The sequence below is a fragment of the Lentzea sp. NPDC058436 genome, assembly GCF_042721515.1.
Lineage (GTDB): Bacteria > Actinomycetota > Actinomycetes > Mycobacteriales > Pseudonocardiaceae > Lentzea.
Map to the genome: position 1 here is coordinate 740,967 of NZ_JBHXLF010000003.1, position 24,512 is coordinate 765,478.

The following is a 24,512-nucleotide window of genomic DNA, read 5'->3' on the forward strand; positions in this document are numbered from 1 at the left end:
CCCCTCGCTGACTTCCTGGACCTAGCCACAGCTCTCCCGCGACCACTCCGCGCTCGCGTTGCTGCCGTCCGCGCGGACCACCTTCACCTGCACGCACACCGGTTCCGCGCCCTCGACCTCGACCTGGGGCTCCTTCGCCACACCGTTCTGCGTGGAGGTGCGCCACGAGAACGTGTCCGTGGCCTGCTGGGCCGAGTAGCTCCACGCGAACCGGACCTTGTTCCCGTCCAGCCGCGTCGCGGTGATCTCGGGACGGCCGGGTGGCGCGTTGCCCGCGCCGGCGTTCTGGTCGGGGACCTCGTCGGCGACCGTGGTGACGACCGAGCCGCTGGGCTTTTCCTCGCCGGACAACAGGAACAGGCCGACGCCGACGATCGCGATGACGGCGGCAGCGCCGACGGCGTAGAGGGGCCAGCGAGACCGTGTGACGGGATCGGCCGGCAGGATGACGTTGTCCGGCAACGGCTTGCGCACCTGGGTGTGCGGCGCGCCGCCGGCCATCGGGCGTGGGCGGGCAGTGGTGTGCGGCACCGGCCTGGCCTGCGGTAGCTGGAGCGGCGGCGGTGCGACGACTCGCGCCGTCGTGTGCGGTGCCTGCTTCACCTCCTGCGGCACGAACACCGGCTGCATCCGCTGCCTCGTCGGCGGCGACAGCGGTGCGTCCGGCACCACGAACGACGTGCCGGCCACCGGCTCGTCCGGTTCGGGCGCGGGCATCAGCACCAGCTCGGTCTCCCCGAACCGTTGCGCCTTCTGGATCCTCTGCAGCCCGACCGCGAACTCGCGCACCGACCCCGGCCGTGCCGCCGGGTTCTTCGCCATGGCGCGCAACAACAACCGCTGCAGGTCGGCGGGCGCGGCCAGGCCGGTCGGCAGCCAGCCGGACACGATCCGGTGCTCGATCGAGGCGAGCGAGTTGTCGGTGCCGCGCGGCATGAACGGCGAGTGGCCCACCACCAGGTGCCACAGCGTCGCGCCCAGCGAGAACACCTCCGCCGGCACGCCGCCCTGCTCCACCGCGGACCTGTCCAGCAGCTCAGGGGCCGACCACGGCACGGACAGCATGACCTGGCCGTCCTCGTCCTGCTCAGCGAAGCGGCCGGCGATGCCGAAGTCGGTGAGGCACGGCTTGCCGTACTCGTTCATGAGGATGTTCGCGGGCTTGATGTCGCGGTGCAGGATCCGGCGCTCGTGCGCGGTCTCGATCGCCCCGGCGACCTGCACGCCGATGTCGAGGACCTCCTTGACGGACAACGGTGTCCGGCCGGAGAGCTTCGCGAGGTCACCGCCGGGGCAGTACTCCATCACCAGGAACGGGCGGCCGTCGGCGGACGTGTCCGTGTCGTAGACGGTGACGACGTTGCGGTGGTTGCCGAGCTCCGCCATCGACTCGCCCTCGGCGATGAACCGCTCCCGCACCGCGTCGGACAGGTCCGTCGCCTTGGGCACCTTCACGGCCACGTCGCGCTTGAGCTTGCGGTGGTAGTAGCGGTGCACCATGGCGAACCCGCCGCCGCCGATGTCGCCGCGGTACTCGAAGTGCGGGATCTCGGGTGGCCCGCCGGTCATCCGTTCACCTCGAAGGTGAAGGAGAACTGGTCGCCGAGCACCACGCGCGTGCCGGGGTAGAGGAACTCCTCGATGTGCGCGGCGAGCTTCTGCGGCGGGCAGCCGGGACGGGCGACGGACGTGCCGTTCATCGAGCCGAGGTCGCGCACCAGCACGTCCCAGCCCTCCAGCCGCACCTCGACGTGCGTCCGCGAGATCTCGGTGTCGTTCTCCCTGCCGACCTGCACGAGGTTCACGCCCCTGCGGTCACCGCTGGGATCGCGGCCCATGACGACGTTGCGGTCGAGCGTGATCGTGTCGCCGTTGGACAGCCGCAGCAGACCGAGCACGGGCATCGGCAGCATGGCGGCGTCCTGCTCCGGCAGCGGCACCTCGCACACGCGGCAGTGCACGGCGTAGTCCGAGCTGAGGTGGCCCGCCGGGCACTTCTTGGCGCGCACCAGCTGCGGACCGCTCGCGCTGCCGGGGTGCAGCATGCGGGTCTCGTCGGGGGACAGGACGTTCGTGCGCAGCACCGTGTCGGTGACCGGCTCGGCCTGGACGACGGTCATCGGTTCGGGGCGGTGAGCGGTGGGTGCCGGGGGCGCCCAGTCGAGGGACTGGATGACGCCGGTGATCTGGGTGACCTGGGGTGCGGGCTGGGCCTGAGGCACGGGCTGGGCGGGCTGTCGCGGGGCCGGCGGGAGCGGCTCGTCCCGGACGACCGTCAGCTCCACCAGTTCCTCCTGCGGCACAACGCTTTCCCGCGGCACCACGTTCTCCTGCGGCGCAACAGCCACCTGCGGCGCGATCCGCGGCGCGGCCGCCACCACCTCGGCCACCGACACCGCCAGCTCCCCCGCGAGCACCACACCGCCGTGCAACGGGAGTCCCGGCCCGGCCGCACCGGTCGCGATCCGCATCCGCGCCACGTCACCGAGGTTGCGGTCCACCCACGTCCCGACCCCGGCCGCGTTGATCTCGTCCACCGCACCGGAGGCGTCGGCGAACTGCAGCCGCGCCGAACCCCGCACCACCGCGCGCTTCTCGCTCGGTGCCAGCCGGACGAGGGCGAACCCGCTGACCGCGCGGAACCCCTCGTGCACGATCTCCGCCAGCACCTCGTCCAGCGGCTCGTCGGCCCGCACGAGCTCCCAGCAGCGGCGCACCAGGCCGGACTCGGGCGCGACGGCCAGCAGGAGCCACGTGCGCTCCCCCACCACCGCTACCCACGTGCCCGGCACGTACTCGACCGCGGTCATCGCGGACTCCGCGGCACCGTGTCACAGCTGGCGTCCGCGGCGACGGAGTAGTCGGCCACGAGCGCGGTCACGTTGTCGCGCGCTCCCGCGGCGAGCGCCCTGGCGACCAGTGCCGCGGCGGCCTCCCGCGCGTCGGGGTGTGAGCGGAGCACGTCGTTGATCTCGGCGTCCGTCACCTCGTTGCTGAGCCCGTCGGTGCAGATCACGAACCGCTCCCCGGCCCGCGGCGGGAACAGCCACAGGTCCGGGTCCGACATGCCGGCCTTGCCCAGCACGCGGGTGACGACGTGGCGGCGAGGGTAGGTCCTGACCTCGTCCTCCGTCAGCAGTCCCGCCGCCACGAGCTCCTGCGCCTCGGAGTGGTCGACGGTGAGCTGCGTCAGCGCCGCGCCGTCGAACCGGTAGACCCGCGAGTCGCCGACGTTGAACACGACCCAGTGCGGCCGTTCGGACACCGTGACGAGCGCGATGCCAGAAACCGTCGTCATGCCGGAGTGCCCGGCCTCCTCCAGCGACCGTCCCGCCGCGGCGAGCGTCGCGCGGACGTCATCGGGCCCCGGCGCGTCCAGCTGGTCGAGCTCGTGCAGCCGCGCCACGAGCAACGCGCTGGCGACCTCGCCCGCCGCGTGCCCGCCCACGCCGTCGGCCACCGCGAAGACCCGCCTGCCCGCGATCGCGTTGTCCTCGTTGACGTCCCGCACCACTCCGGGATGCGTGGTGACACCGGTCCTGATCTCGCCCATCGTGCTCCCCCGCACCTCCTCCGCTGCGCCGTTCGGACGTCTCATCGCTCGCACCCCGCCGAGCGTTAGGCGGAAAAGGAGACAAAAACTGGCCACGGCGAAACGGAAACGTTCGAGCCACGCGCAACGATGTGTTGGGTCGTTCAGCACCCGCCTGATCAGGCAATTCACCCGGAAGAGCGACATACGAACACCGAATCGGCGGTGTTCAGAACCACCGCGGAAGAATGCGACGGCCGCATTTCCGGCAAACAGAAAACGCCCCGGCACCTCGTCGAGGTACCGGGGCGTCGTCGTGCCCGCGGATCAGCCGATCTGACCGCCGGAGAACCGCGGCGGCCGCGGAACTCAGGCCAGTTGCCTGCTGTTGAACGACAACGGGACCGTCGCGTTCAACGGCACGCTCGCGCCGAACTGCCAGTACGAGCCGTGGCTCGACACGGCCACCACGGACAGCACGCCCGCGTCCATCCGCATGCTGGTGTGCTCGGTGAAGTCGGCGTTCAGCCCCTCCGGGCTCACCTGCTGCCACGGGTGGAACTCGGTGCCGTCCGCCGCGCCCTTCGACGTGGTCGCGTAGACCTTGCCGCCGGCCGTCAGCGACACGGCCAGCGCCCCGTTCGGCAGCACCACCGCGTCGACCTGACCGCCCTCCTCGCCGGGCACGTCGGGGAGGAACGTCCAGGTGTCCTCGAAGCCGCTGCGGTCGGCCTTCTCCCGCAGCACGAAGGCGCCCTTGCCCGCGCCCTCCCCCGCCCTCGTGCCGACGTCGACGAGCAGGATCCGGCCGGCGGCGTTCTGCACGAGCTTCGGCCGCGCGCCCACGACGTACGGGAGCAGGGTCCTCTCGGCCGGCACGGGCACGCCGCCGGCCCCGGTGCGGAACCACGACGTCAGCGATCCGTGCCTGCCGACGAACGTCACCTCGCCGCCGCGGTCCAGCACGCTCGGCGACTCGTCGTAGAGGCCGTCGCCGAACCGCTTCCACGCGAGGAAGTCGCCGTTCGGGAGCTGTTCGCGGTAGTAGAGCTGGCCTTCCCACGGACCGCCGTCGCTCGCCTTGTCGCCCATCGCGTAGACGACCAGCGTGCCGTCCGCTCGCCGGACCAGAGAAGGAGCCACCCGCATCGCGCCCTTGAGCACCTGGCTCTGCCACCGCCCGTTGAGGTCCAGCGTGTGCAGCTCGACGTCACCGCCCGGCATCCGCGTGGTGCCGACGGTCTCCGTGCCGGACTCGGGGCCGGGCACCACGTTCGAGAGGCCGGTGTGCTCGTGGCCGAACGGTTCGAAGATCCAGTGGCCGAAGCCGCTGTCGCGCAGGTCCGTGAGGCGGTTGCCGGGCTCGACCCGCAGCAGGTGCGCGGCGCCCCGCGGGCTCACGTACGCGACCGGCATCGCGTCCTGGTCCTTCACCTCCGGGTTCCGCGGGAACCAGTAGCCGGACACCGAGCAGTCGTTCGTGGTCGCCGTGATGTCCGTGTCGGTGCCCCAGTCGTTGCCGACCACCGTGCCACTGGCCGTCCGCCAGCCGTCGGCGTTGTACTCCTGGAAGTCGTTCCACACCAGCTGTCCGGTGCTCTGCCGCACGGTGTAGTAGACGTCGCCGCCGGGCGAGAACAGCTTGGTGTCCGCCTGCCAGGTGAGCCGGTGGTTCCAGGTCTCGTGGACGACGAAGCGCTCGGTCACCCGGTCGTAGCGGAAGTGGTGCAGGACGCCGGAGCTGTCGCGCGCCTTGATGCCGCCCTGGCCGCTCGCGGCGATCAGGTCGAACCGGCCCCAGCCCCTGTCCAGCACGCGCCCGGACCCCGGTGCCCACTGGCGGTTCTGCTGGTCGAACGACCACCACCGCAGCTGGTCGCCCTCCAGCGTGTAGATCGACCCGTCCGAGTCGACCGTGATCCTGCCGCGGTTCGCGCTCTGGACGAACTTCTCCCAGCCCCACCCGATGGTGTCGTAGTCGAGCGAGCCGAACTTGACCCAGCCGCCACCCGTGTAGCGCAGCCGGCGGAGCTCACCACCCGTGGTGATGTTGAACAGCCAGCCGTCCGGGCCGGCGAACGTCCTGCCGCCCCAGCCCCAGCCGACCTGCTGGGCTCCAGCCCACGAGAAACCGCCCGAGGTGGGCGCGGAGTGCCGGTAGAGCCACAGGTCGCCGTCCGCCTGCATGGTGAAGATGTTCGCGGCGGACGCGCACGTCGCGGCCGACGCGGTGCCGGCGGTGACCGTCACGGCGGCGGTCACCGCGCCCGCGGCGAGTGCCGCGGACACGGTGAGAGATCTCAGCTTCTTCTTCAACGGTGTTCCCCCAGTGAGCCGATCAGTTTCCGGGCTGCGGGCCCGGCAAGGTGACGGAGCAGTCGTTCGTGGTGGCCGTGACGTCGATGTCCGTGCCCCAGCCGTAGCCAATCACGGAACCGGGGACGCTCTGCCAGCCGGTGTCCTCGGTGAACCGGTTCCAGCGCAGTTCACCCGTGTCGGACCGCACCGAGTAGTAGAGGTCGCCACCGGGCGAGAAGAGCGTGCCGTGGCCCTCCCAGCCGGCCTCGGGAACGACGTCGTCCACGACGAACTGGTCCGTCTGGGCGTGGTAGCGGAAGCGGTGCAGGGCGTGGCCCGCGTCCTGCGCCTGCAGCCCGCCGTTGCCGCTCGCGGCGATCATGTCGAACTCGCCCCAGCCGGTGTCGAGCACGCGGCCGGTGCCGGGAGCCCACGCGCCGGCCTGCTCGTCGTAGCGCCACCACCGCAGCTGGTCGCCTTCGAGCGTGTAGATCACGCCGTCGGCGTCCACCGTGATGCTGCCGCGGTTCGCCGGCTGGAGGTACCTCTGCCAGCCCCACCCGATCGTCTGGAACTGGCCGCCGCCGGGGTAGGTGTCCCAGCCGGCGCCGTTGTACCGCAGCCTGCGCAGGTCACCGCCCGTGGTGATGTTGTAGAGGCGGCCGTCGGCGCCGGCGAACGTCTTGCCGCCCCAGCCCCAGCCGACCTGCCGCGCGCCCGCCCACTCGAACGCTCCGGTCGCGGGCGCCGAGTGCTCGTACAGCCACAGGTCGCCGTCGGCCTGCATGGTGAAGACGTGCGCCACCGGCCCGCAGGTGGGGTCGGCGGCGGCAGCGGTCGCCACCGACGCTGTCGCCATCGCGGCGGCGGCGACAGCGGTGAGGCACAACGATCTCAGCTTCTTGGTCATGGTGAGTCCCCTACGCGGCGTCCCGGTTCGTCGCGGGGGAGCATACGTCCCGAGACCGACAAATCCGACATGCTGTGACAGCGCCGTCAGTCGCTGTGGCGGATCGCCACCAGCGCCACGTCGTCGGTCGCCGGCCGGTCGCCGACCAGCGCGGCCATGATCCGGGTGCAGGCCGCCTCCGGTCCCATCGGGCCGACGGCGCCGCGCAGCCGTTCCAGCCCGGCGTCCAGGTCCTGCCCGCGCCGCTCCACCAGGCCGTCGGTGTACAGCACGACCAGGCTGCCCGGCGGCACGGGCACGCTGACGCCGCGGCGGCCGGTGGTGCCGAGGTCGAACCCGACGGGCGGTCCGACGGGAGCGGGCGCGAACCTGGTCCGCTCCCCCGGCACGGCGACGACCGGCAGCAGGTGACCGGCCACGGCGAGGTTCATGAGGTGGGTCTTCGTGTCGATGATCGCGTAGGCCACGGTGGCCATGGTGTTGTGCTCGAAGTAGCTGGCCTTGCGGTCGAGCTTCTCCAGCACCTGCGCGGGATCGAGGTACTCCAGGGCGTAGGCGCGCAACGCGCTCCTCAACCGTCCCATCACGACGGCCGCGCGGAGCCCGCTGCCGACGACGTCACCGATCACCACGCCGATGCGGTCACCGGGCAGTGTGAAGACGTCGTACCAGTCACCGCCGACGCCGCTCTCCGCACCGGGGACGTACCGGGCCGCCAGCTCCCAGCCCTCGGCGCTCGGCAGGCTCGACGGGAGCAGGCTCTCCTGCAGCATCGTGGCGGCGGCGCGTTCGGCGCGCGTCCTGTCCGCGTGGACCGCGACGGCCAGCCGGTCGGCGACGAGCTGCAACGCGCCGACCTCCTCCGCGGTGAAGCGGCGGGACGTGGTGCTGCCGACGTGCAGGACGCCGGCCAGCTCGCCCTGGGCGATCATCGGCACGCCGAGCAGCACGCGCAGCCCGTGCTCCCACAGCAGCGGGTTGACCACAGTGGACTCGTCGACGCGCTCGATCAGCACGGGTTCGCCGCGCCGGGCCACGCTGCCCGCGAACCCCCTGCCGACGGGCACCCGCACGCCCTGGAAGACCTCCGCGGCGAGCCCGGAGCTCGCGCGTGCCACGAGTTGTTCACCGCCGCGGTCGACCAGCAGGACGGTGACGGTGTCGACGCCGAGCAGCTCGCGGGAGCGTTCCAGCAGGACTCCGAGCATCTCGTCGAGGTCGAGCTCCTTGAGCGCCCCGTCCGTGATGGCGTCGAGCACGCGCGAGCGGATCGACGGACCTCCCGCCTCGGTCATCGCACCTCCGCTGTCGTCGCGGACGCCAGTTTTCCACGGCCGGGCCGGTCCCGCGTCCGGCGGCGACCGGAATTGTCGGACCCCCTTGCTAACGTCCGTTCCAGCTGATCGACACGAGGGGGAAAGACCGTGGCCGTTGCCACCACGTACCTGGAGCTGTCCGAGAGCGCCGGGAGCGCGCACAAGTTCTACGAGGTGGTCATCGACGGCACGTCGGTGAGCATCACGTTCGGCCGCATCGGCGAACGGGGCTCCACGCGCACGTCGACGTTCGCCGACGAGGCGAAGGCCGTGAGCGCCGCCCAGAAGAAGATCGGCGAGAAGGTGCGCAAGGGCTACGCGCCGGCGGTCAAGGGCCAGCGGGCGCGGCGGGCGATCACGCGACGCGAGATCACGAGCGTGCGGTCGAGCGCCCGGCAGGCCCCGGTGCTGTGGCAGTTCCACTCGGGAGCGCCCGCGTTCGGCATCTTCATCGGCGACGACGAGGCGTGGGTCGGCAACGAGAACGGCGACGTGTTCACGCTCGCGCACGACGGCAGGGTCACGGGCCGCTACGGCCTCCCGGACGGCGTGAAGTGCATCGTGGCCGACGACTTCTGGATCTACGCGGGCTGCGACGACGGGCGCGTGTACGACCTGGGCGGCAAGGTCCCGCGCGTCGCGTACGAGATCGCCACCGACGTCGACATCTACTGGCTCGACATCGACGACGGCGTGCTCGGCGTGTCCGACCGGCAGGGCGGCATCACGATCGTCGACCACGAGGACGAGTTCCAGTGGTCGCGCCGCAGCAAGGGCGACAGCGCGTGGATGGTGCGGTGCGCGCCGGAAGGCGTGTTCCACGGGCATTCCGACGGCGTCACGCACTACGCGGCGCGCAGCGGGGACCCGGTCTGGCACGCCGACACCGAGGGCGCCGTGCTGTTCGGCTGGCAGGAGCCGTCCGAGGTGTTCGCGGGCACCAGCCGCGGCTACGTGCACCGCCTGTCGCGCGCCACGGGTGCCGAAACGGCCCGTTACCGTTGCGACGCGGCGGTTTTCTCGTGCGCCACCTCACCGGGCGGCGACTACGTCTTCGCGGGCGACAACCACTCGTCGGTCTACTGCTTCGCCGCCGACGGCACCCGCCTGTGGAAGCTCGGCACGGGCTGCGGTTCCGCGTTCTCCATGCAGTACCGCGACGAACGCCTCTACATCGTCACGACGGACGGCTCGCTGGCGTGCATCGACGCGAGCCCGGCGGCGATCCACGCGGCCGAGCAGGGAGAGCTGCCGCAGCGCAGCGACATCAAGGCCGACCACTGGCAGCGCGTCGAGGCCACCACCGAGGTCGAGACCGTGGTGGCGAGCGCGGTCCCGGCCGGCGGTGTCGTCGTGGAGTGCATCCAGGAGGCCGGCCGCCTGCGCGTGCACGTGATCTCCGACGGCTACGACCGCACCCGCGCCGTCCAGTTCCCGAAGGACATCCGCGTCCCCGGCGCCCGCTACCTGGTGACCGAGATCCACACCTCGGCGAGCGGCGGGTTCTACCGCGCGAGGGGAGAGATCAAGCGCCTGCTGTGACACCGGTAGCGTGGATGCCGGGGGTGCGCATGGGCAGGATCGCTGTCATCGGCGACGTGGGCGGGCACGCCGACCAGTTGCGGGAAGCGTTGCGGGACCTGGGGATCGAGGACGGCCGGGCTGCCGACGTGGTCGTGATCCAGGTCGGCGACCTCGTGGACCGGGGCCCGGACAGCCTCGGCGTGCTGAACGTCGTCGCACCGCTCCTGGGCGAGCGCTGGGTGCAGCTCGTGGGCAACCACGAGGCCCAGTACCTGCCGGGCTCCGAGGTGTTCTGGCCGGATCCGCTGCCGCCCCAAGGCGTGGAGACGTTGCGCGCGTGGTGGGCCGACGGCCGCATGCGGGTCGCCGCGGCCCTCACCGCGGGCGGGGAGGAGTTCCTCCTCACCCACGCGGGACTGACGCTCGCCGCGTGGCAGCAGCTGGGCGAGCCCGCCTCCGCCGCCGAGGCAGCGGGTCTGCTCAACGAACGGCCGGAGCTGATCTGGAGGATGGGCGCGCACGGCCGTGACCCGGAAACGGGCCCGTTGTGGGCCGAGTCCGGAGCGGCGCTGCACGAGCCGTGGATGCGGTACCAGGGCGTCGTGCCGTTCGGGCAGATCCACGGGCACTCCACCGTCGTCCACTTCGGCGACCGGAGGTGGACCTGCGACGGGCGGATCCGTCAGCGCGCCACCGTCGACTGGGAGCAGCGGCACGTGCGGGTGCGCGTCGGCGGGCGGACGTTCGTCGGCGTCGACCCCGGCCACGGCAGGGCGGGCGCCGAGGCGTGGCGCCCGCTGGTCTTCGACGAGGCCGGGCTGACGGCGTGAACTAGGGCCGGTACAACGGGTTCGGGCAGTCGACGTACCGGCTCGCCGCGCCCTCCGCCCGCGTCCAGCGCAGCAGCAGGTTCGCCTTAGCCGGCACGTATCGGTCCTCCAGCAACGACAGGACCTGCCGGCAGTCGTGGTCTTCCGCGTAGGCGACGAAGACGGAGCGCGCCTCGGCCCACACGTCCAGGCCGGGGTGGCGCTCCAGCACGGCACCGGCGATCTCGATCAGGTGGTTGACGACGAGGCAGTACCGCAGGCGCTCCCAGCCCTTCGCCTCGGACACGCCGCGCGAGCCGTCCACTCCGTCCATCGAGGACAGCAGCGAGGCGTGCCGGGGCAGCAGCCGCATGCCCTCGGGGTCGCGGTAGATCGCCTGGACCGGCATGCCCGCGGCGTCCACGCCCACCACGACGTTCTGCAGGTGGCACTCCATCACGACGCCGTGCGCGAAGAACGCGTGCAGCACGGGCGGAACGACGACCGACACGTACTGCCGGAACCACCGCAGCGCGTCGGCGGAACCCAGCGAGTCCAACGGGTTGCCGTCGAAGCCCTCGCTGATCCCCGCCGCCAGCAACGGGGTCACGCCGGGCAGCGCGTGCTGCCGGATGCCGTCCCGCACGACGACGGCGAGACCCTCGAAGGCGTCGGGGGACGTCCGGTAGCCGCGGTCGATCAGGAACGCCGCGCCGGGGAAGACCGAGGCGATGTCCGCGAACACCGGTCTCAGCAGGCGCGCGAGCGGCGGGATCCACCGGAGGTCGTGCGCCCACAGCCGGCGCACGTCGTTGGTGATCCGCACGTCGAGGCTGAACTTGTAGAACAGGTCGGCGGCCGGGTCGTAGACCGTGCGCACCGAGGACGTCGGCCACACCTCGTGATCGGACTCCTCGCCCCGCAGCCCCAGCAACGAGAGCTGCCAAGGGTGCGCGAGCAGCACACCGGCGGGCAACGGCACGTCGCCGTCGTCCACGAACGCGCCTTCCAGGCGGGCCAGCGAAAAGCTCGCGTGCGTCTCGGGCGAGTACGGCAGCCAGTCCGACGCGGGCAGGCCGCCGCGGCCCTTCGGCGCGGGGTGGTAGCGGTGGCCTGCGACGAGCGCCTGCTCGGAGCGCCGGTACAGGTCGGCGGGCGGGGCGGGGCGGGCGTCGAGCACGGCGGCGATGGCCGACCGCGAGCCGGCGATCTCGTCCAGGAAGCCGACCGGCGGGTCGCCGAGCTCCTTCGTGACGAGCACAGCGAGTTCGTGCCAGGACAACGGTTGCCACGATCCGGTGAACACCTCGGGGTCGGACAGCCAGCGTCCCTCCCGCGCGCGCAGCAGGGTCCCCGTGCGGGGCAGGCGCAGCAGGCCGTCGTCCCACTCCCCCACCTCGCGGCGCAGGCAGTTCAGCAGCGCCGTCGCGGTGATGCCGTCGGGGTCAGTGATCGCTTCCACCGGTGTCCGCTTCCCTCACGCGATGTGTCAGGATCAGATCATTCTGGCGCAAACACCGGTCGAGTCCGCCTTTGTCGCCGCATTGGACGAAGATCGCGCCGAAAGGTTCACCGCGGCGCTGCCCGGAGCCCGTGCGGCGATCCTCGCGCGCCTGCGCAGGGCCTTCGCGATCGAACCGTTGCCGCAGGTCAGCGTGGATCCGGCCGAGTACGAACACCCGGTCGACCTGCTCACCGCGCTGCGCTGGCCCGGCTCTGAGAGCCTCGTCACGGAGGTCGCCCACAGCGTCGCCGGACTGGCCCTGTCACGCACCACGGACCCGCTCACGACCCCGTTCCCGAACCGATCGCTGGAGGAGCACGAGCAGAGCGTGGTCGACGGTCATCCGCTGCACCCGTGCTGCCGCAACCGCACCGGGTTCACCGCCCTCGACCACCTCGCGTACGGCCCCGAACACCGCCCGGTCGTCGACCTGCGCCTGCACCCCGCGAAGGACCACGTGGTGTTCGGCGACTGGCCGGACGAACTGCGCGACGGCGAACGGATCCTGCTCCCGGTGCACCCGTGGCAGGCGGACCGGCTGGGCGTCACCACGACCGGCACCCTGCGGGCGGACCCGCTGATGGCCCTGCGGACCCTCTCGACCGGTTCCTGGCACGTGAAGACGACGCTGAGCGCCCAGATCACCTCGGCCGTGCGGGACATCTCGGCAGGCTCGATCACGACGGCCACGACCGTCTCGGACTTCCTGGCCGGCACCGTCGAAGGCATCGAACTGCAGCACAACCGCGCGTCGGCCGCCGTGCTCACCGACGGCGAACCGGACCGCCGGCTCGGCGTGATCCTGCGCGACAGACCCGTGCCGCGCGAGGGCGAGACCCTTCTGCCCCTGGCCGCGCTGAACGCCCACGAGATCCCCGACCCGCTCCGGTGGCTCAAGGAGTTCGCCGAACTGACGGTGCCGCCGTTGATGACGCTGCTCGCACGCGGCGTGGCGCTGGAGGCGCACGAGCAGAACCTGCTGCTGGGCCTGGTGAACGGCCGCCCGAGCCGGGTGGTCTACCGCGACCTGGCCGACATCCGCGTCAGCCAGCGCGCCGGCCTGCCCACCCGCCTGCACGCGAGCCCCGAGGCGTTGCGCGCCAAGACGTTCGCGACGTTCTTCGCCACCGCGCTCACCGGACTGATCGGCAGGCTCGACGCCCAGGACGCCGACCTGTGGGACGTCGTCGCGAAGACCGTCCCGGACACCCCGGACCGGCACGCGCTGCTGCGCGACCCGTTGCCCACCAAACCGCTCACGTTGATGCGCCTCGACCCCGGCACGACGGCCTGGGCCTACCTGCCCAACCCGTTCAGAAGCTGAGCCCGGTGCTGCCACGCCAGTGACAGCAGCGCGGCACCGGCGGCCTGCGTCGGCTCGTGGTGCGCGAACCGCTCGACGTTCCCGGCGGTGAACGGAAGCCCGCGCAGCACCTGCCCCTCCTCGTTGTGCGACACCAGGTCCCCGAACAACGAGTCGAACTCGCCCGCCTCGATCACCGCCACCGTCAACATGTCCGTCGCGAACGTCAGCGGGTCCACGCCCATGCCGAGGTAGAACACGCGGGCAGCGGCGGTCAGCCGCCGGGCGAACGGCCAGGCCTCGTAGTCGACGGCGCCGATCTCCGGCGCGCCCAGCATCTCCTCGGCGAACTCCCGGACCATGCAGTGCCACAACGAGAAGTCGGCCTCGGTGCAGCCCTGGAACACCCCGACCGGCAGCACCTGGAACATGCCGCCCGCGTGCCCGACGCGCTTCGGGTCGCGCCAGTGCAGGAAGAACGTCGCCTCCCCGGACGCCTCGTCGTGGCGCAGGGTCAGCGTGCTGACGGCGACGTTCACCGGCCGCCGCCGCGGGTCGCACGGATTCCCCACGGCGGCGCGCAACGGCAGCGCGTCGATCAGCCCGGCCTCGCGCGCCGCGTACTCGTGCGCGCACGCCTCACCCACGTTGATGCCGTCGAAGTAGGTGCCGAGACCGAACGTCAGCCGCCGCCCGCCGAAGCCGAGCAGCCGGTAGGTCTCGCGGTTCTGGAACACGGCGGGCGCGGCGAGCGCGGCCATCGCCTCGGAGTAGCTGCCGAAGCCGTCGGGCAGCACCGAGCCCGGCAAGGCGGGCAACGGGGGTGAGACCCGCAGGTCCAGGGAGAGATCAGCCAGGGGAACCGGCGAAGCGGGCGTCCAGTCCGGGGCCGTCAGCAGCGGCGTTCCGGCGACCCTGGGCACGTCCGGGTACTCCGAGACGGCCTGCACGGCGAGCGCGTGGCGGTGGCGCAGCAGGTGGGCGCGCACGGCGAGCCAGTCGGCTGAGGTCGGCATGGGCGTCATTGTCGCCGAGCACGGCGAACTGACCGGGTCACCGCCTGACCCGGTCTCCGCGGTACGAGTCGGTCAGGCCCGCCAGCGCCGTGACGCGTGGACGACCTCGCCGACCGCGCGTGCCAGGCTTCCGTCGGCGTCGACGTGGCTCTCGTGGTGCTCGGCCGGAAGCGGCTGGGCCACCTCGGGCGGAGCGGTGTACGAGTCGCTGTCTTCCCAACGCAGCCTGCGCGCCGTCTTCACGAACGCGACCGCCGCTCCCAGCAGCAGCACCCCGACCACGGCCGGCCACCAGACCGACTCCGAGACCGCGATGGCGAACTGGACCTGGGCCACCACGACGAACACGACAGTCAGTCCGACCACCGACCACGGGGCCGATCTGCTGTCACGTCTTCGCTGGGCGGCACTTGCCCCCATTGGCGTCACCTCCACCGATGCTGCCGTGGACATCGGCGATTGATCGCACGGAGTTACAGCACCAAGCGTACTCCTGGATCGTTTGGTTGCAGACCGTCACTTCCCGACAATTCGCCACCAGCGAGAAGCAGGTGCACAACGCGTGCGCGATTCACCCGGCGGTGTGATCATCAACCCGTGTCCGCACTGCACTCGGGTGACCCCGCCGCATTCGCCGCCGATGTTCTCGCCGAAGGTCCACCCGAACTCGAGTACGTCCCGGGCGTGGCGTCCCGCCGTCCCACCAAGACGAGCGCGGGCGGCGCGCTGATCCGCGACTCCTCCGGACGTGTGCTGTTCGTCGTGCCCACCTACAAGGCGGTGCTGGACGTCCCCGGTGGCATGACCGAGGACGACGAGTCGCCGAAGGCCGCGACGGTGCGGGAGATCCGCGAGGAGCTCGGCCTCACCTTGCCGTTGGGACGCCTGCTCGTGGTGGACTGGACGCCGCGCAACGGGGTCTGGCGCGACTGCCACCAGTTCGTGTTCGACGGTGGTGTGGTGGACGGCGCCGTGGCGTGCGATCCCGAACTGGAGGGCGTCGTGTACCTGACGCTGGACGAGGCCGCGCCGAGGATCTACCCGTCGCTGCACCGCAGGCTGACCCTCGCCGTCGCGGCGGCGGAGAGCGGTTCCACGCGGTACGCCGAGTTCGGCAGGGAGGTCTGATGCGGATCGTCTCGCTGCTGCCCGCGGCCACCGACGTCGTGGCCGAACTGGGCCTCGCGGACCACCTGGTCGGACGCACCCACGAGTGCGACTGGCCCGCCGGGATCGAGAGCGTCCCGGTCGTCACGAGCACCGGCGTCGACCAGAACGCCCTGAGCAGCAGGGAGATCAACACGACCGTGCACCGCGGGTCGTCGCTGTACGGGCTCGACGCGGACCTGCTGAACGACCTGAAGCCGGACGTCGTCCTCACCCAGGACCTGTGCGACGTCTGCGCGATCTCCTACCGCAAGGTCACCGACACGGTCCGGATGATGGACATAGGTCCCACGGTCCTGAGCCTCGAACCTTCCACTTTGGACGAGGTGCTCGACTGCCTGAAGACCGTCGGCGACGTCCTCGGCGTCGACAGCGCGGACAGGATCGCCGCCCTGAGGCACCGGATCGACGACGTCGAACGGCAGACCCGGCACCTGCCGCACCCGAGGGTGGCCCCGATCGAGTGGCTCGACCCGGTCTGGCCGGCCGGGCACTGGGTCCCTGAGCAGATCACCAAGGCGGGCGGCGTCCCGCTCCTCGCGGAGAAGGGCGAGCACACCAGGCCGATCACCTGGCAGGCCGTCCACGACGCGAAGCCGGACGTCGTGCTGCTGATGCCGTGCGGCTTCCCGCCCGAACGGACGCTGCGCGAACTCCCGGACGAGGACCTCCCCGAGACGTGGGTCCTGGATGGACCGTCGTACTTCAACCGGCCCGGCCCACGCGTCGTGCGCGGCATCGAGGTCCTCGCCCACGTCCTGCACGGCGTCGGCCCGGCACCTCACCACACCGAGGCAACTAAGCTCGCCCCATGGACCTGAGCGCGTTCCCCCGAGTCGCACTGGGCAGCTGGCCGACCCCGCTGGACGACGCCCCGAGGCTCGCCACCGCGCTCGGCGGCCCGCCGGTCCTGATCAAGCGCGACGACGTCAACGGACTCGGCGCGGGCGGCAACAAGCTGCGCAAGCTCGAGTTTCTGCTCGGTCAGGCGATCGAGGACGGCGCGGACACGATCATCACGTTCGGCGCGCTGCAGACCAACCACGGCCGTCAGACGGCGGCGGCGTGCGCGAAGCTCGGCCTCAGGTGCGAGCTCGTCCTCACCGCCAAGGTGCCGATGGAGGGCGACGCGTACGAGAGGTCCGGCAACGTCGTCCTGGACCACATGTTCGGCGCGAACGTGCACGTGTGCGCGGACGCCGACGAGACCGTCCGCACCTACGAGCGGATCAACCACGACAAGGCCGTGACGCTGCCCGTGGGCGGGTCGAACGGACTCGGCGCGCTCGGCTACGTCGCCGCCGCCGTCGAGCTCGTCGGGCAGCTGAACGAGCGCGGCATCGACAACGCCACCATCGTCGTGCCGGACGGCAGCGGCGCCACGGCGGCGGGCGTCGCGCTCGGCACCGAACTGCTGGGCTGGCCCGGCACCGTGCACGCCGCGAGCGTGTCGCACACCGCGCAGGACGCCGAGCAGGAGCTCCACGCCCTCGCCACCGAGGCCGCCGCCCTGCTCGGGCACCCGGCCCCGAAGCTCGCGCACGTCACCGTCACCGACGACACCATCGGGCCGGGCTACGGCGTGCCGACGCCGGAGATGTGGAGCGTGCTGAAGCTCTTCGCCGAGACCGAGGGCGTGATCCTCGACCCGGTCTACACGGGCAAGGCCGCGGTGAAGTTCCGCGAGATCGCTCCGCACAGCGACGTGCCGGTCGTGTTCCTCCACACAGGTGGTCTTCCCGGCTTCTACGGCTACGCGCCCGAGGCGGTGGCGCGGTTCGGGCCGGCGTGATCAGTACCCTGGACGTCGTGACCGATCTGGCCGACGACCTGGGTGTGCTGCGCGATCTCGAACGGCGGCTGCTCGTCTACAAGTTCGCGATCGAGGAGCTCATGACGAAGCTCCGGATCCTGAGCGAGGAGTTCGACTCGGTCCACCAGCACGACCCGATCGAGCACATCACCAACCGGGTGAAGAAGCCGGAAGGCATCCTGGAGAAGCTGCGGCGCAAGGGCTTTCCGCTCGACCTCGACTCGTTCGGCGACTGGCTCGACGACGTCGCGGGCGTGCGCGTGGTCTGCCCGTTCGTCTCGGACGTGTACCGCGTGAAGGAGATGCTCGCGCGCCAGCACGACGTGGAGATCCTGCTCACCAAGGACTACATCGCGCAGCCGAAGCCGAACGGCTACCGCAGCCTGCACCTGATCGTGCGGATCCCGGTGTTCCTGTCCGACCGGGTCGAGCACGTGAAGGTCGAGGTGCAGCTGCGCACCATCGCCATGGACTTCTGGGCGACGCTGGAGCACAAGCTCTTCTACAAGTACGACGACCACCCGCCGGCGGACTTCGTGGGTGAGCTGCTGTCGACGGCGATGATCGCCTCGCAGCTCGACGACCGGATGGAGTCGCTGCACCGGCGGATCCACCGGGACGACGTGTGAGAACCGTCCTGCCGCTGTGCGCGGCGGGGTTCGTCACGGCGTTCGGCGCGCACGGCGTCGCCTCCGGCCTGGGCTTCCTGCAGTCGGACCTGCTGGCCCTCGGGCTGCTGCTGGCGATCTACGACGGCGCCGAGGTGCTGCTCAAACCGGTGTTCGGCACGCTCGCCGACCGCATCGGCCCACGTCCGGTGCTGCTCGGCGGGCTCGTCGCGTTCGCTCTCGCCTCCAGCGCGTTCGTGCTGGTCGGCAACGTCGCGGTGGCGCGGTTCGGGCAGGGGGTGGCCGCAGCGGCGTTCTCCCCGGCGGCCAGTGCGATGGTGGCGCGGCTGACCCCGGAGTCGGCGCGCGGCAAGGCGTTCGGGCGTTACGGCGCGTGGAAGGGCATCGGCTACACGGCAGGGCCGCTGCTCGGCGGGGTGCTGATCCACTTCGGCGACTTCGACCTGTTGTTCCTCACGATGGCCGTGCTGGCCGTGGCGGTCGCGCTGTGGTGCCTGACCGTGCCGGCCCTCGGGCCCCTGCCCCGTCAGCGGCAGACCGTCCGCGATCTCGTGAAGCGCCTGTCCCACAGCGACTTCCTCCGGCCGACGGCAGCACTCGCCGCGTCCACCGCCGCACTGGCCACCGCGATCGGCTTCCTGCCGGTGAAGGCCGCCGCGCACGGCCCGATCGTCACCGGCGCCGCGATCAGCCTCCTCGCGATCACCGCGGCACTGGTCCAGCCGCGCGCGGGCAAGGCGCTGGACGCGCAACGGGTCACCACGCGCACGGGCACGCGGGCCGGACTGCTGGCGGCGGCAGCGGGATTCGCGGCCGCCGCGGCGGTTCCCGGACTGGCGGGCACGCTCGTCGCGGCCGTCCTCATCGGAGCGGGCTCGGGAGTCGTGACGCCACTGGCGTTCGCGGCGCTGGCGAAGTCCACTTCGGAGGAACGGATGGGGCAGACGATGGGCAGCGCCGAGGTCGGCCGCGAGCTCGGCGACGCGGGCGGCCCGCTCCTGGTGGGCGGGCTCGCCTCGGTCGCCTCGCTGCCGGTCGGCCTGCTCGGTCTGGCCGCCGTGATCGCCCTTACGGCTTGGTGATCTCCAGCTGCAGCTCGGTCACCCAGTCCGCCGGGTCGCCCTCGCCGTACTTGACGTACACCTCGCGGGCGAACCCGTTCTGCTTGTACCCGTGCGCCTCGATCCACGACGCGACGGCCTGGTACGACGTGTCGACGTCGTCCATCGTGCCGCGGTGCACGATCGTCGCGGCCTCCGCCAGCGCCGGCAGGTCCACGACCTCGAAGTCGTAGGCGGGCGACTGGTCGACGGCGACGGTCACGCCGGCGTGCACGACCACGGCGTCGCCCTCGGCGGGCTCGTAGGTCGCGATGCCGTACCCGGCGGGCTCGACGCCCGCGCGGCCCAGCCGTTCGAAGAGCTGCGGGTACATCGGCTGGATGACCGGGCCGATGTCCTCGGGCTCGTACGACGGGGCCGTCGCGGTGAGCCTGGCGACGCGGACGGCGGGAACGGACTTCACGACGATCTCGTCGGTGGGCATGGCGCCCTCCCTCTCTATGACGCGGAGACGCGCCTCGACCCGCCGCAGCCGCGACTCGTCCGCGAGGATCTGCTGCCGCAGCTCGGCCCGCCGCAACGAAAGCATGCCGTGCAGCTGTTCGACGGAAAGCTTCTCGTCGAGCACGACGCGCACCTGGTCGAGCGTCAGACCGAGGTCCTTCAACGCGACGAGGCGGTTGAGGCGTTGGAGCTGGGAGGCGGTGTAGAAGCGGTAGCCGCTGGACGGGTCGACGTGCGCCGGCGGGAGCAGGCCGACGGCGTCGTAGTGGCGCAGCATCCGCACCGACACGCGCCCCAGATGGGCGAAGTCTCCGATGGTGAACATGATGGTTCCTGTGTAGGGGCTGACACGGTGTGAGGGTCAAGAAATGATGGTTTGAGCAACGCTCCGGGTGGGGATCCTGGGACGTTGACGAGAGGTGGCACATGACGTTCGCACATCCGGCGCTGTTCTACTCGGACGAGGACGCCTACATCGACGGGACCGTCCCGTTCGTCGTGGAGGGTCTCGCGAGCGCCGAACCGGTCGCCGTGGCGGTGCCGAGCAGGAACCTCGGGCTGCTCAGGGAGGCGCTCAGCGGGTTCGCCCACCTCGTCACCTTCATCGACATGGCGGACACCGGCCGCAACCCCGGCCGGATCATCCCCGAGCTCCGCGCGTTCGCCGACCGGCACCGCGGGGCCGTCCGCATCATCAGCGAACCGGTGTGGGACCTCCGCACCGACGTCGAGTACCCGGCGTGCGCGCTGCACGAGGCGTTGGTCAACTACGCGTTCAGCGGACGTGATCTGAGCATCCTGTGTCCATACAGCACCACCAGCCTCACCCACGACATCCTGGCCGACGCCGAGAAGACCCACCCGGTCGTGATCGACGCGGGCGGCCACCGCCCCAGCGACCACTTCCACCCCGCACGGGTGGTCGTCGCCGCGCACTCGCTGCCGCTGACCATCCCGTCCGACGCGGCGAGCGCGTCCGTCGGCGCGGGGGCGATGGCGGCCGTGCGGTCGTTCGCCCGCGAGCAGGCCCTGCAGCACGGGCTCCCGCAGGACCGGGTCGACGACTTCGCGCTCGCGGTCACCGAGCTCGCGACGAACAGCGTGCGGCACGGCGGCGGCGAGAGCACCGTCCGGGTCTGGGCGGAAAGCAAAAGTATTGTTTGCCAAGTCAACGACAACGGACACATCACCGATGTTCTGGCTGGACGCACCCCCGTTCACGCAAACGAACCAGGCGGTCGCGGTCTGTTGCTTGTCAACCGTTTGGCGGACCTCGTGCGCACCCAAACGACGTCAAAGGGCACCGCAATCCAAGTCAGATTCGACCTGACTGACAAAAAGGCAACGTGATCCACTCACATTCGGGCGCTTTCGTTATAGCTTGAGCACGTGCACGACGAGGAAGCGACGGAAATCGGTTACACGGGGGCCCGGTTCGGGTCTCCCGCAACCCGTAGACGGCTGCACGCCGACGGAAGTGGAGACTTCAACGGCGCGGAGACGCAACAACTGCCCCGTCAGCAACCGTTGCGCCAACGCCCACCGGAACCGCCACCGGAGTGGCCTGTGCAAGAAGACGAACAGCCCCAAGCCCCCGCCAGGGACAGCTCGCTCATCCGTCCCTACGCCCGCACCGGCGGCCGCACCGCGGCCCGCCACGACCTCCGGCTGGAGACGCTGCTCTCCACGGACGAGGACAAGCTCTACCGCGCCACCAACGACCAGGCGGCGATGATGCGGCTGTGCCTGCAGCCGCGGTCGGTCGCCGAGATCTCCGCGCTGATGAAGATCCCGCTCGGTGTCACGCGAGTGCTGCTGAGCGACCTGATCACGCTGAACCTGGTCGCGGTGCACGAGCCGGCCGACAAGCCGAACGTGGCTCTGCTCGAACGCGTGCTGTCGGGGTTGCGCCGGTTGTAACCCGTTCGCCAGCGCGCGGGATGACGCGTGGTCGCCGATAATTTCCTCGTGGCGACCTCCAGCGACGAGACCCCGAAGACGCCGGTCACGGAACCGATCCCGACCGCTCCGCGGACCGCTCCCCCGACCCCGTCCGCCCCGGCGGCCGCACCGAAGAAGCTGCGGCCGACCCGGATCAGCGGCACCTGGATCGCCGTGCTGGTGGCGATCGTCGTGCTGATCTTCCTGCTGGTCTTCATCCTGCAGAACGGCGACAACGCGACGATCCACTTCCTGTGGGGCGAGTTCAGCCTTCCCCTGGGCGTGGCACTGCTGTTCGGCGCGATCGGCGGCGCGCTGCTGGTCGCGGTCGTCGGCGCCGCCCGCATCCTGCAGCTGCGCCGTCAGGCCAAGCGGATCACTGGTCGTCCCGCGAGCGCATCACCAGCTCGACGCGAGAGCTGATCTCCAGCTTCCGGAAGATCTTGCGCAGGTGGAAGTTCACCGTGTGCGGCGACATGAACAGCTGCGTGGAGATCTGCCGGTTCGTCTGCCCCTTGGCGACCAGGTTGGCGATAGCCCGTTCGGTGTCGTCCAAACTGGACCATCCGGACGCGGGACGGGCCGGTGCGGCCCTGCGGCGCCGGCCGAGCTTGCGCAACCGGCCCAGGACCCGCGCGCTGTCGCGGGACGCGCCGATCTCCCGGTAGAGCGCGACCGCGTTCTCCAGCGCCCTGACCGACTCCGCGCGGTGCGAGTCCGTGAGCAGCACACCGAGGTCCTCGGCGGCGTTGGCCCGCGCCCACAGGTCGTGGTGCTGCCGCGCGGCCAGTTCCAGCAACGCGGCGTCGGAGTCGAGCAGTCCCCGCGCGTGCACCGCGGCCGCCGTCACCGCGCCGAACCCCGGGTGCTCCTCGGCGAGCCGTTCCACGCGGTCCACGACGGCCTTGGCCAGCCCGTCGTCCCCCGCCTCCATCGCACGGCGCACGAACCACCCCGCGGCACGGGGTTCCTCGGCGAAGAGCCCTGACGCCACCAGGTCGTGGGTGAGCAGCGGCAGCGCCTTCTCCAGCCCGGAGTCGACGTAGGTGACCAGCACCTCGGCCCACCGGTAGTAGGCGCGCGAGAAGATGATCGCGTCAGCCGGGACCTGGTCGCGGTAGCGCGTGACGTGCTCGATCGCGGCGGGCAGGTCTCCGGTGTGGACCGCGACCATCGCGAGCACCGCCAGCGCGGGGGCGACGACCGTCTCGTGCCCGGTCTCCTCCGCCACGGCCAGCGCCGCGCGCGCCTCGGCTGCGGACTCCTCGATCCGCCCCGCCTGCAACAGGATCCGCGCCTGCACGACCGCCGTCATGACCTGCCGGGTGACCACGGCGGACGGTCCGCTGCGGACCCGCCGCACCACCGCGTCGGCGTCGGCGAACTCGCGCAGCCCCGAGAGCAGGGACGCGAGCAGGAGCTGCGGGTACGCGCTGAGGTCGTGCGAGGTGCTGCACTGCGCGGCCTCACGGGCCAGTTCCAGTGCGGCGCCGGGACGTCCGGTGTCGCGCGCGATCGCGGCCAGCACGGCCAACGCCGTCGCCAGCACGTCGTCCGGTGCTGCCTGACGGGTGCGCACGACGGCCTCGGCCAGTTCCTCCGCGCGGCCGCGGTCGTGGCCGAGCAACGCCAGCAGCCTGGTGATCTCCACCCACGGCGCGAGTTCCGGCGCGAGGTCGGGTTCGCGCAGCAACGCCTCGGAGATCTCCACGGACTCGGCGTGCTGCGCCTCCAGCAACGCCGTGGTGGCCACGCAGTGCCGGAGCTTCGCGGCGGGATCCGGCGGGACCTGACGGGCCAGCGCCTCTCGCGCGAGCGCCTGCGCGGCGGCGAGCTTGCCTGCCGCGCTGAGCGCGCGCACCGCCATGACCGTGCGGTGGACCAGCGAAGCAGACGCTTGGTCGGTCAGTTCGAGGGCGCGCACCGCGAGCTCGGCGGCGGCCTCGGGTGCGTTCCACAGCACGGCTTTCGCGGCCGCGACGAGTCCGTCGATCGACCGGGCGTCGCCGCGCTGGGCGCCGTGCAGCAGGTGTTTCGCGGCGACGACGGCGTTGTCGCCGCGTGCCAGCAGCATCTCGCCCGCCTCGCGGTGCAACGCGCGCCGCACGGGTGGTGGCACGGACTCGGCGACCAGGCGCCAGAGCAGCTCGTGGCGGAACGCCAGCCTGTCGTCGAGCGACGTCACGACACCCGCCGAGATGACCTCGTCCAGGGCGGGCAACAGGATCGCGGTGCTCGACGCCAGCATCTCGGCGACGTCACCGGGTTCGAAGCACGGGCCGAGCACGGACGCGACCTGCAGCAGGTGCCTCGCCTTGCCGCTCAACGAGGTCACGTGGTCGCGCAGCAACGCCTCGGTGTCCGGTCCCCTGCGCTCGGAGAGCGAGGCCTGCCCGGCGGCGACCACGACGCGGCCGTCCCGTCCGAGGGCCGCGAACAGCTCGACCAGCGCGGCGGGATTGCCCTGTGCCGTGGAAGCAAGCGCTTTCAGGTCGGCGTCGGGAACGGCGCCGGTCAGGTCGGTGACGAGGTCCACGACCACGTCGTCCGTCAACGGCCGCAGGTCGACCCTGGTGGCACCGCGGTGCGCGGCGGCGGCGAACAGGCGGTCGGCACCCTCGCGGCGCCGGGCGAGCAGCCACACGACCTTCTCGTGCGCGGAGGCGGGCAACAGCCCGCGCAGGGAGGCCAGGGTGCCCGGTTCGGCCAGGTGGAGGTCGTCCAGCACGACGAGCGCGGGACCGTCCGGACGGCGTTCTGCCAGGCGGGCCAACAGGAACGGCTGGTCGAGCTCGTCCTGCGCGGTCGCGACCTCGATGCCGCGGCTCGCGGCGACGGCGGCGATCTCGGCCAGCAACCGCGTCTTGCCGGTACCGGCGGCCCCCTCGACCAGCACCACGCCGGTACCCGCGTTCAGCACACCGCAGAGGAGCTCCCGTTCCCCCTCACGGCCGCGGAACACACTGTCCCGATTCCCCGACACTAATTTTCCTTTCGCTCCGCGGCGGCGGAGAACAAGCGCTGCAATACCACAGCGTCCACACCTCGACCACCCCCCGACCGGCCTCCCCCAGGCCGTTCGGATGACGCGTGAGGCCACCGCCGGGCGGCCGCTACCCATTCGAGTAGTTGCCCGCGGGATCATACGTGCAGCCCCTCCTGTTGAGACGCCCATAGCGCAGGAA

General features: G+C 71.4%; 22 protein-coding genes. 11 read left to right on the forward strand and 11 right to left on the reverse strand.

The features are described 5' to 3' along the window. Positions 1-21: 21 nt before the first annotated feature. The 6 genes from ACFWN2_RS17180 to ACFWN2_RS17205 all read right to left on the reverse strand — a co-directional run bounded on the left by ACFWN2_RS17180 (position 22) and on the right by ACFWN2_RS17205 (position 8,035). Positions 22-1,569, reverse strand: coding sequence for a protein kinase (locus ACFWN2_RS17180; protein WP_382428456.1), 1,548 nt, complete (start codon positions 1,567-1,569; stop codon positions 22-24). After that, complete coding sequence (locus ACFWN2_RS17185) at positions 1,566-2,810, reverse strand: FHA domain-containing protein (protein WP_382428457.1); 1,245 nt, start codon at positions 2,808-2,810, stop codon at positions 1,566-1,568. Before ACFWN2_RS17185 ends, ACFWN2_RS17180 begins: the two co-directional genes overlap by 4 nt. Further along, entirely contained in the window at positions 2,807-3,598 is a 792-nt protein-coding gene (locus ACFWN2_RS17190; protein ID WP_382428458.1) for a PP2C family protein-serine/threonine phosphatase, read from the reverse strand. Before ACFWN2_RS17190 ends, ACFWN2_RS17185 begins: the two co-directional genes overlap by 4 nt. Positions 3,599-3,901: 303 nt before the next feature. After that, a complete protein-coding gene (locus ACFWN2_RS17195; RefSeq protein ID WP_382428459.1) occupies positions 3,902-5,848 on the reverse strand; it encodes a tachylectin-related carbohydrate-binding protein in 1,947 nt (648 codons plus the stop codon). Positions 5,849-5,870: 22 nt separating this feature from the next. Next, on the reverse strand, positions 5,871-6,740 hold the full coding sequence (locus ACFWN2_RS17200) for a tachylectin-related carbohydrate-binding protein (protein WP_382428460.1): 870 nt from the start codon (positions 6,738-6,740) through the stop codon (positions 5,871-5,873). Between the two features lie 86 nt (positions 6,741-6,826). Beyond that, positions 6,827-8,035 (reverse strand): PP2C family protein-serine/threonine phosphatase, encoded by a 1,209-nt coding sequence (locus ACFWN2_RS17205; protein ID WP_382428461.1) that lies wholly within the window; start codon positions 8,033-8,035, stop codon positions 6,827-6,829. A gap of 129 nt (positions 8,036-8,164) precedes the next feature. Between ACFWN2_RS17205 and ACFWN2_RS17210 the strand changes: the two genes are divergently transcribed. Both ACFWN2_RS17210 and ACFWN2_RS17215 read left to right on the forward strand, forming a co-directional pair. Further along, on the forward strand, positions 8,165-9,598 hold the full coding sequence (locus ACFWN2_RS17210) for a WGR domain-containing protein (RefSeq protein ID WP_382428462.1): 1,434 nt from the start codon (positions 8,165-8,167) through the stop codon (positions 9,596-9,598). Between the two features lie 29 nt (positions 9,599-9,627). Beyond that, positions 9,628-10,410, forward strand: coding sequence for a metallophosphoesterase (locus ACFWN2_RS17215; protein WP_382428463.1), 783 nt, complete (start codon positions 9,628-9,630; stop codon positions 10,408-10,410). A gap of 1 nt (position 10,411) precedes the next feature. Here the strand turns inward: ACFWN2_RS17215 and ACFWN2_RS17220 are convergent, their stop codons facing one another. Further along, positions 10,412-11,851, reverse strand: a complete 1,440-nt coding sequence (locus ACFWN2_RS17220) for an IucA/IucC family protein (protein ID WP_382428464.1) — start codon at positions 11,849-11,851, stop codon at positions 10,412-10,414. 82 nt (positions 11,852-11,933) lie between these two features. On the opposite strand from ACFWN2_RS17220, the gene ACFWN2_RS17225 reads away from it, so the two are divergent. After that, a complete protein-coding gene (locus tag ACFWN2_RS17225) occupies positions 11,934-13,217 on the forward strand; it encodes an IucA/IucC family protein (RefSeq protein WP_382428465.1) in 1,284 nt (427 codons plus the stop codon). On the opposite strand, the gene ACFWN2_RS17230 is transcribed toward ACFWN2_RS17225, so the two are convergent. Together ACFWN2_RS17230 and ACFWN2_RS17235 are read right to left on the reverse strand one after the other, a co-directional pair. After that, positions 13,190-14,212 carry a hypothetical protein gene (locus tag ACFWN2_RS17230; RefSeq protein WP_382428466.1) on the reverse strand — a complete coding sequence of 341 codons (1,023 nt, stop codon included), beginning with the start codon at positions 14,210-14,212 and terminating at the stop codon, positions 13,190-13,192. The genes ACFWN2_RS17225 and ACFWN2_RS17230 overlap by 28 nt on opposite strands. A gap of 72 nt (positions 14,213-14,284) precedes the next feature. Continuing rightward, positions 14,285-14,578, reverse strand: coding sequence for a hypothetical protein (locus tag ACFWN2_RS17235; protein ID WP_382428467.1), 294 nt, complete (start codon positions 14,576-14,578; stop codon positions 14,285-14,287). Positions 14,579-14,809: 231 nt separating this feature from the next. On the opposite strand from ACFWN2_RS17235, the gene ACFWN2_RS17240 reads away from it, so the two are divergent. Genes ACFWN2_RS17240 through ACFWN2_RS17260 form a run of 5 tightly spaced genes read left to right on the forward strand, consistent with a single transcriptional unit; the run spans position 14,810 to position 18,903 of the window. Further along, positions 14,810-15,340: an NUDIX domain-containing protein gene (locus tag ACFWN2_RS17240; RefSeq protein ID WP_382428468.1), complete on the forward strand. Its 531-nt coding sequence runs from the start codon at positions 14,810-14,812 to the stop codon at positions 15,338-15,340. After that, on the forward strand, positions 15,340-16,200 hold the full coding sequence (locus ACFWN2_RS17245; protein WP_382428469.1) for an ABC transporter substrate-binding protein: 861 nt from the start codon (positions 15,340-15,342) through the stop codon (positions 16,198-16,200). Before ACFWN2_RS17240 ends, ACFWN2_RS17245 begins: the two co-directional genes overlap by 1 nt. Then, positions 16,191-17,171 carry a D-cysteine desulfhydrase family protein gene (locus tag ACFWN2_RS17250; protein WP_382428470.1) on the forward strand — a complete coding sequence of 327 codons (981 nt, stop codon included), beginning with the start codon at positions 16,191-16,193 and terminating at the stop codon, positions 17,169-17,171. The genes ACFWN2_RS17245 and ACFWN2_RS17250 overlap by 10 nt, the downstream gene beginning before the upstream one ends. 8 nt (positions 17,172-17,179) lie before the next feature. Continuing rightward, positions 17,180-17,821: a GTP pyrophosphokinase family protein gene (locus ACFWN2_RS17255; protein WP_382428741.1), complete on the forward strand. Its 642-nt coding sequence runs from the start codon at positions 17,180-17,182 to the stop codon at positions 17,819-17,821. Next, on the forward strand, positions 17,818-18,903 hold the full coding sequence (locus ACFWN2_RS17260; RefSeq protein ID WP_382428471.1) for an MFS transporter: 1,086 nt from the start codon (positions 17,818-17,820) through the stop codon (positions 18,901-18,903). The genes ACFWN2_RS17255 and ACFWN2_RS17260 overlap by 4 nt, the downstream gene beginning before the upstream one ends. On the opposite strand, the gene ACFWN2_RS17265 is transcribed toward ACFWN2_RS17260, so the two are convergent. Continuing rightward, a complete protein-coding gene (locus ACFWN2_RS17265; protein WP_382428472.1) occupies positions 18,890-19,711 on the reverse strand; it encodes a MerR family transcriptional regulator in 822 nt (273 codons plus the stop codon). The genes ACFWN2_RS17260 and ACFWN2_RS17265 overlap by 14 nt on opposite strands. A gap of 101 nt (positions 19,712-19,812) precedes the next feature. Between ACFWN2_RS17265 and ACFWN2_RS17270 the strand changes: the two genes are divergently transcribed. The 3 genes from ACFWN2_RS17270 (at position 19,813) to ACFWN2_RS17280 (ending at position 21,750) form a co-directional block, all read left to right on the forward strand. After that, the gene (locus ACFWN2_RS17270) at positions 19,813-20,736 is read left to right on the forward strand and encodes an anti-sigma factor RsbA family regulatory protein (RefSeq protein ID WP_382428473.1); all 924 of its coding nucleotides are present in this window, start codon (positions 19,813-19,815) and stop codon (positions 20,734-20,736) included. A gap of 216 nt (positions 20,737-20,952) precedes the next feature. Beyond that, a complete protein-coding gene (locus ACFWN2_RS17275; protein WP_382428474.1) occupies positions 20,953-21,306 on the forward strand; it encodes a DUF742 domain-containing protein in 354 nt (117 codons plus the stop codon). 48 nt (positions 21,307-21,354) lie between these two features. Further along, positions 21,355-21,750, forward strand: coding sequence for a lipopolysaccharide assembly LapA domain-containing protein (locus ACFWN2_RS17280; RefSeq protein ID WP_382428475.1), 396 nt, complete (start codon positions 21,355-21,357; stop codon positions 21,748-21,750). Here ACFWN2_RS17280 and ACFWN2_RS17285 read toward each other — a convergent pair. Next, positions 21,704-24,310 (reverse strand): LuxR C-terminal-related transcriptional regulator, encoded by a 2,607-nt coding sequence (locus tag ACFWN2_RS17285; RefSeq protein ID WP_382428476.1) that lies wholly within the window; start codon positions 24,308-24,310, stop codon positions 21,704-21,706. The two genes, ACFWN2_RS17280 and ACFWN2_RS17285, sit on opposite strands and share 47 nt — an antisense overlap. Between the last annotated feature and the right edge of the window lie 202 nt (positions 24,311-24,512).

What these genes read in the sequence shown, in the direction of transcription:
- ACFWN2_RS17180 (WP_382428456.1), bottom strand. Translation starts at nt 1,569, where the DNA reads ATGACCGGCGGGCCACCCGAGATCCCGCACTTCGAGTACCGCGGCGAC.
- ACFWN2_RS17185 (WP_382428457.1), bottom strand. Translation starts at nt 2,810, where the DNA reads ATGACCGCGGTCGAGTACGTGCCGGGCACGTGGGTAGCGGTGGTGGGG.
- ACFWN2_RS17190 (WP_382428458.1), bottom strand. Translation starts at nt 3,598, where the DNA reads ATGAGACGTCCGAACGGCGCAGCGGAGGAGGTGCGGGGGAGCACGATG.
- ACFWN2_RS17200 (WP_382428460.1), bottom strand. Translation starts at nt 6,740, where the DNA reads ATGACCAAGAAGCTGAGATCGTTGTGCCTCACCGCTGTCGCCGCCGCC.
- ACFWN2_RS17205 (WP_382428461.1), bottom strand. Translation starts at nt 8,035, where the DNA reads ATGACCGAGGCGGGAGGTCCGTCGATCCGCTCGCGCGTGCTCGACGCC.
- ACFWN2_RS17215 (WP_382428463.1), top strand. Translation starts at nt 9,628, where the DNA reads ATGGGCAGGATCGCTGTCATCGGCGACGTGGGCGGGCACGCCGACCAG.
- ACFWN2_RS17230 (WP_382428466.1), bottom strand. Translation starts at nt 14,212, where the DNA reads ATGCCGACCTCAGCCGACTGGCTCGCCGTGCGCGCCCACCTGCTGCGC.
- ACFWN2_RS17245 (WP_382428469.1), top strand. Translation starts at nt 15,340, where the DNA reads ATGCGGATCGTCTCGCTGCTGCCCGCGGCCACCGACGTCGTGGCCGAA.
- ACFWN2_RS17250 (WP_382428470.1), top strand. Translation starts at nt 16,191, where the DNA reads ATGGACCTGAGCGCGTTCCCCCGAGTCGCACTGGGCAGCTGGCCGACC.
- ACFWN2_RS17265 (WP_382428472.1), bottom strand. Translation starts at nt 19,711, where the DNA reads ATGTTCACCATCGGAGACTTCGCCCATCTGGGGCGCGTGTCGGTGCGG.
- ACFWN2_RS17270 (WP_382428473.1), top strand. Translation starts at nt 19,813, where the DNA reads ATGACGTTCGCACATCCGGCGCTGTTCTACTCGGACGAGGACGCCTAC.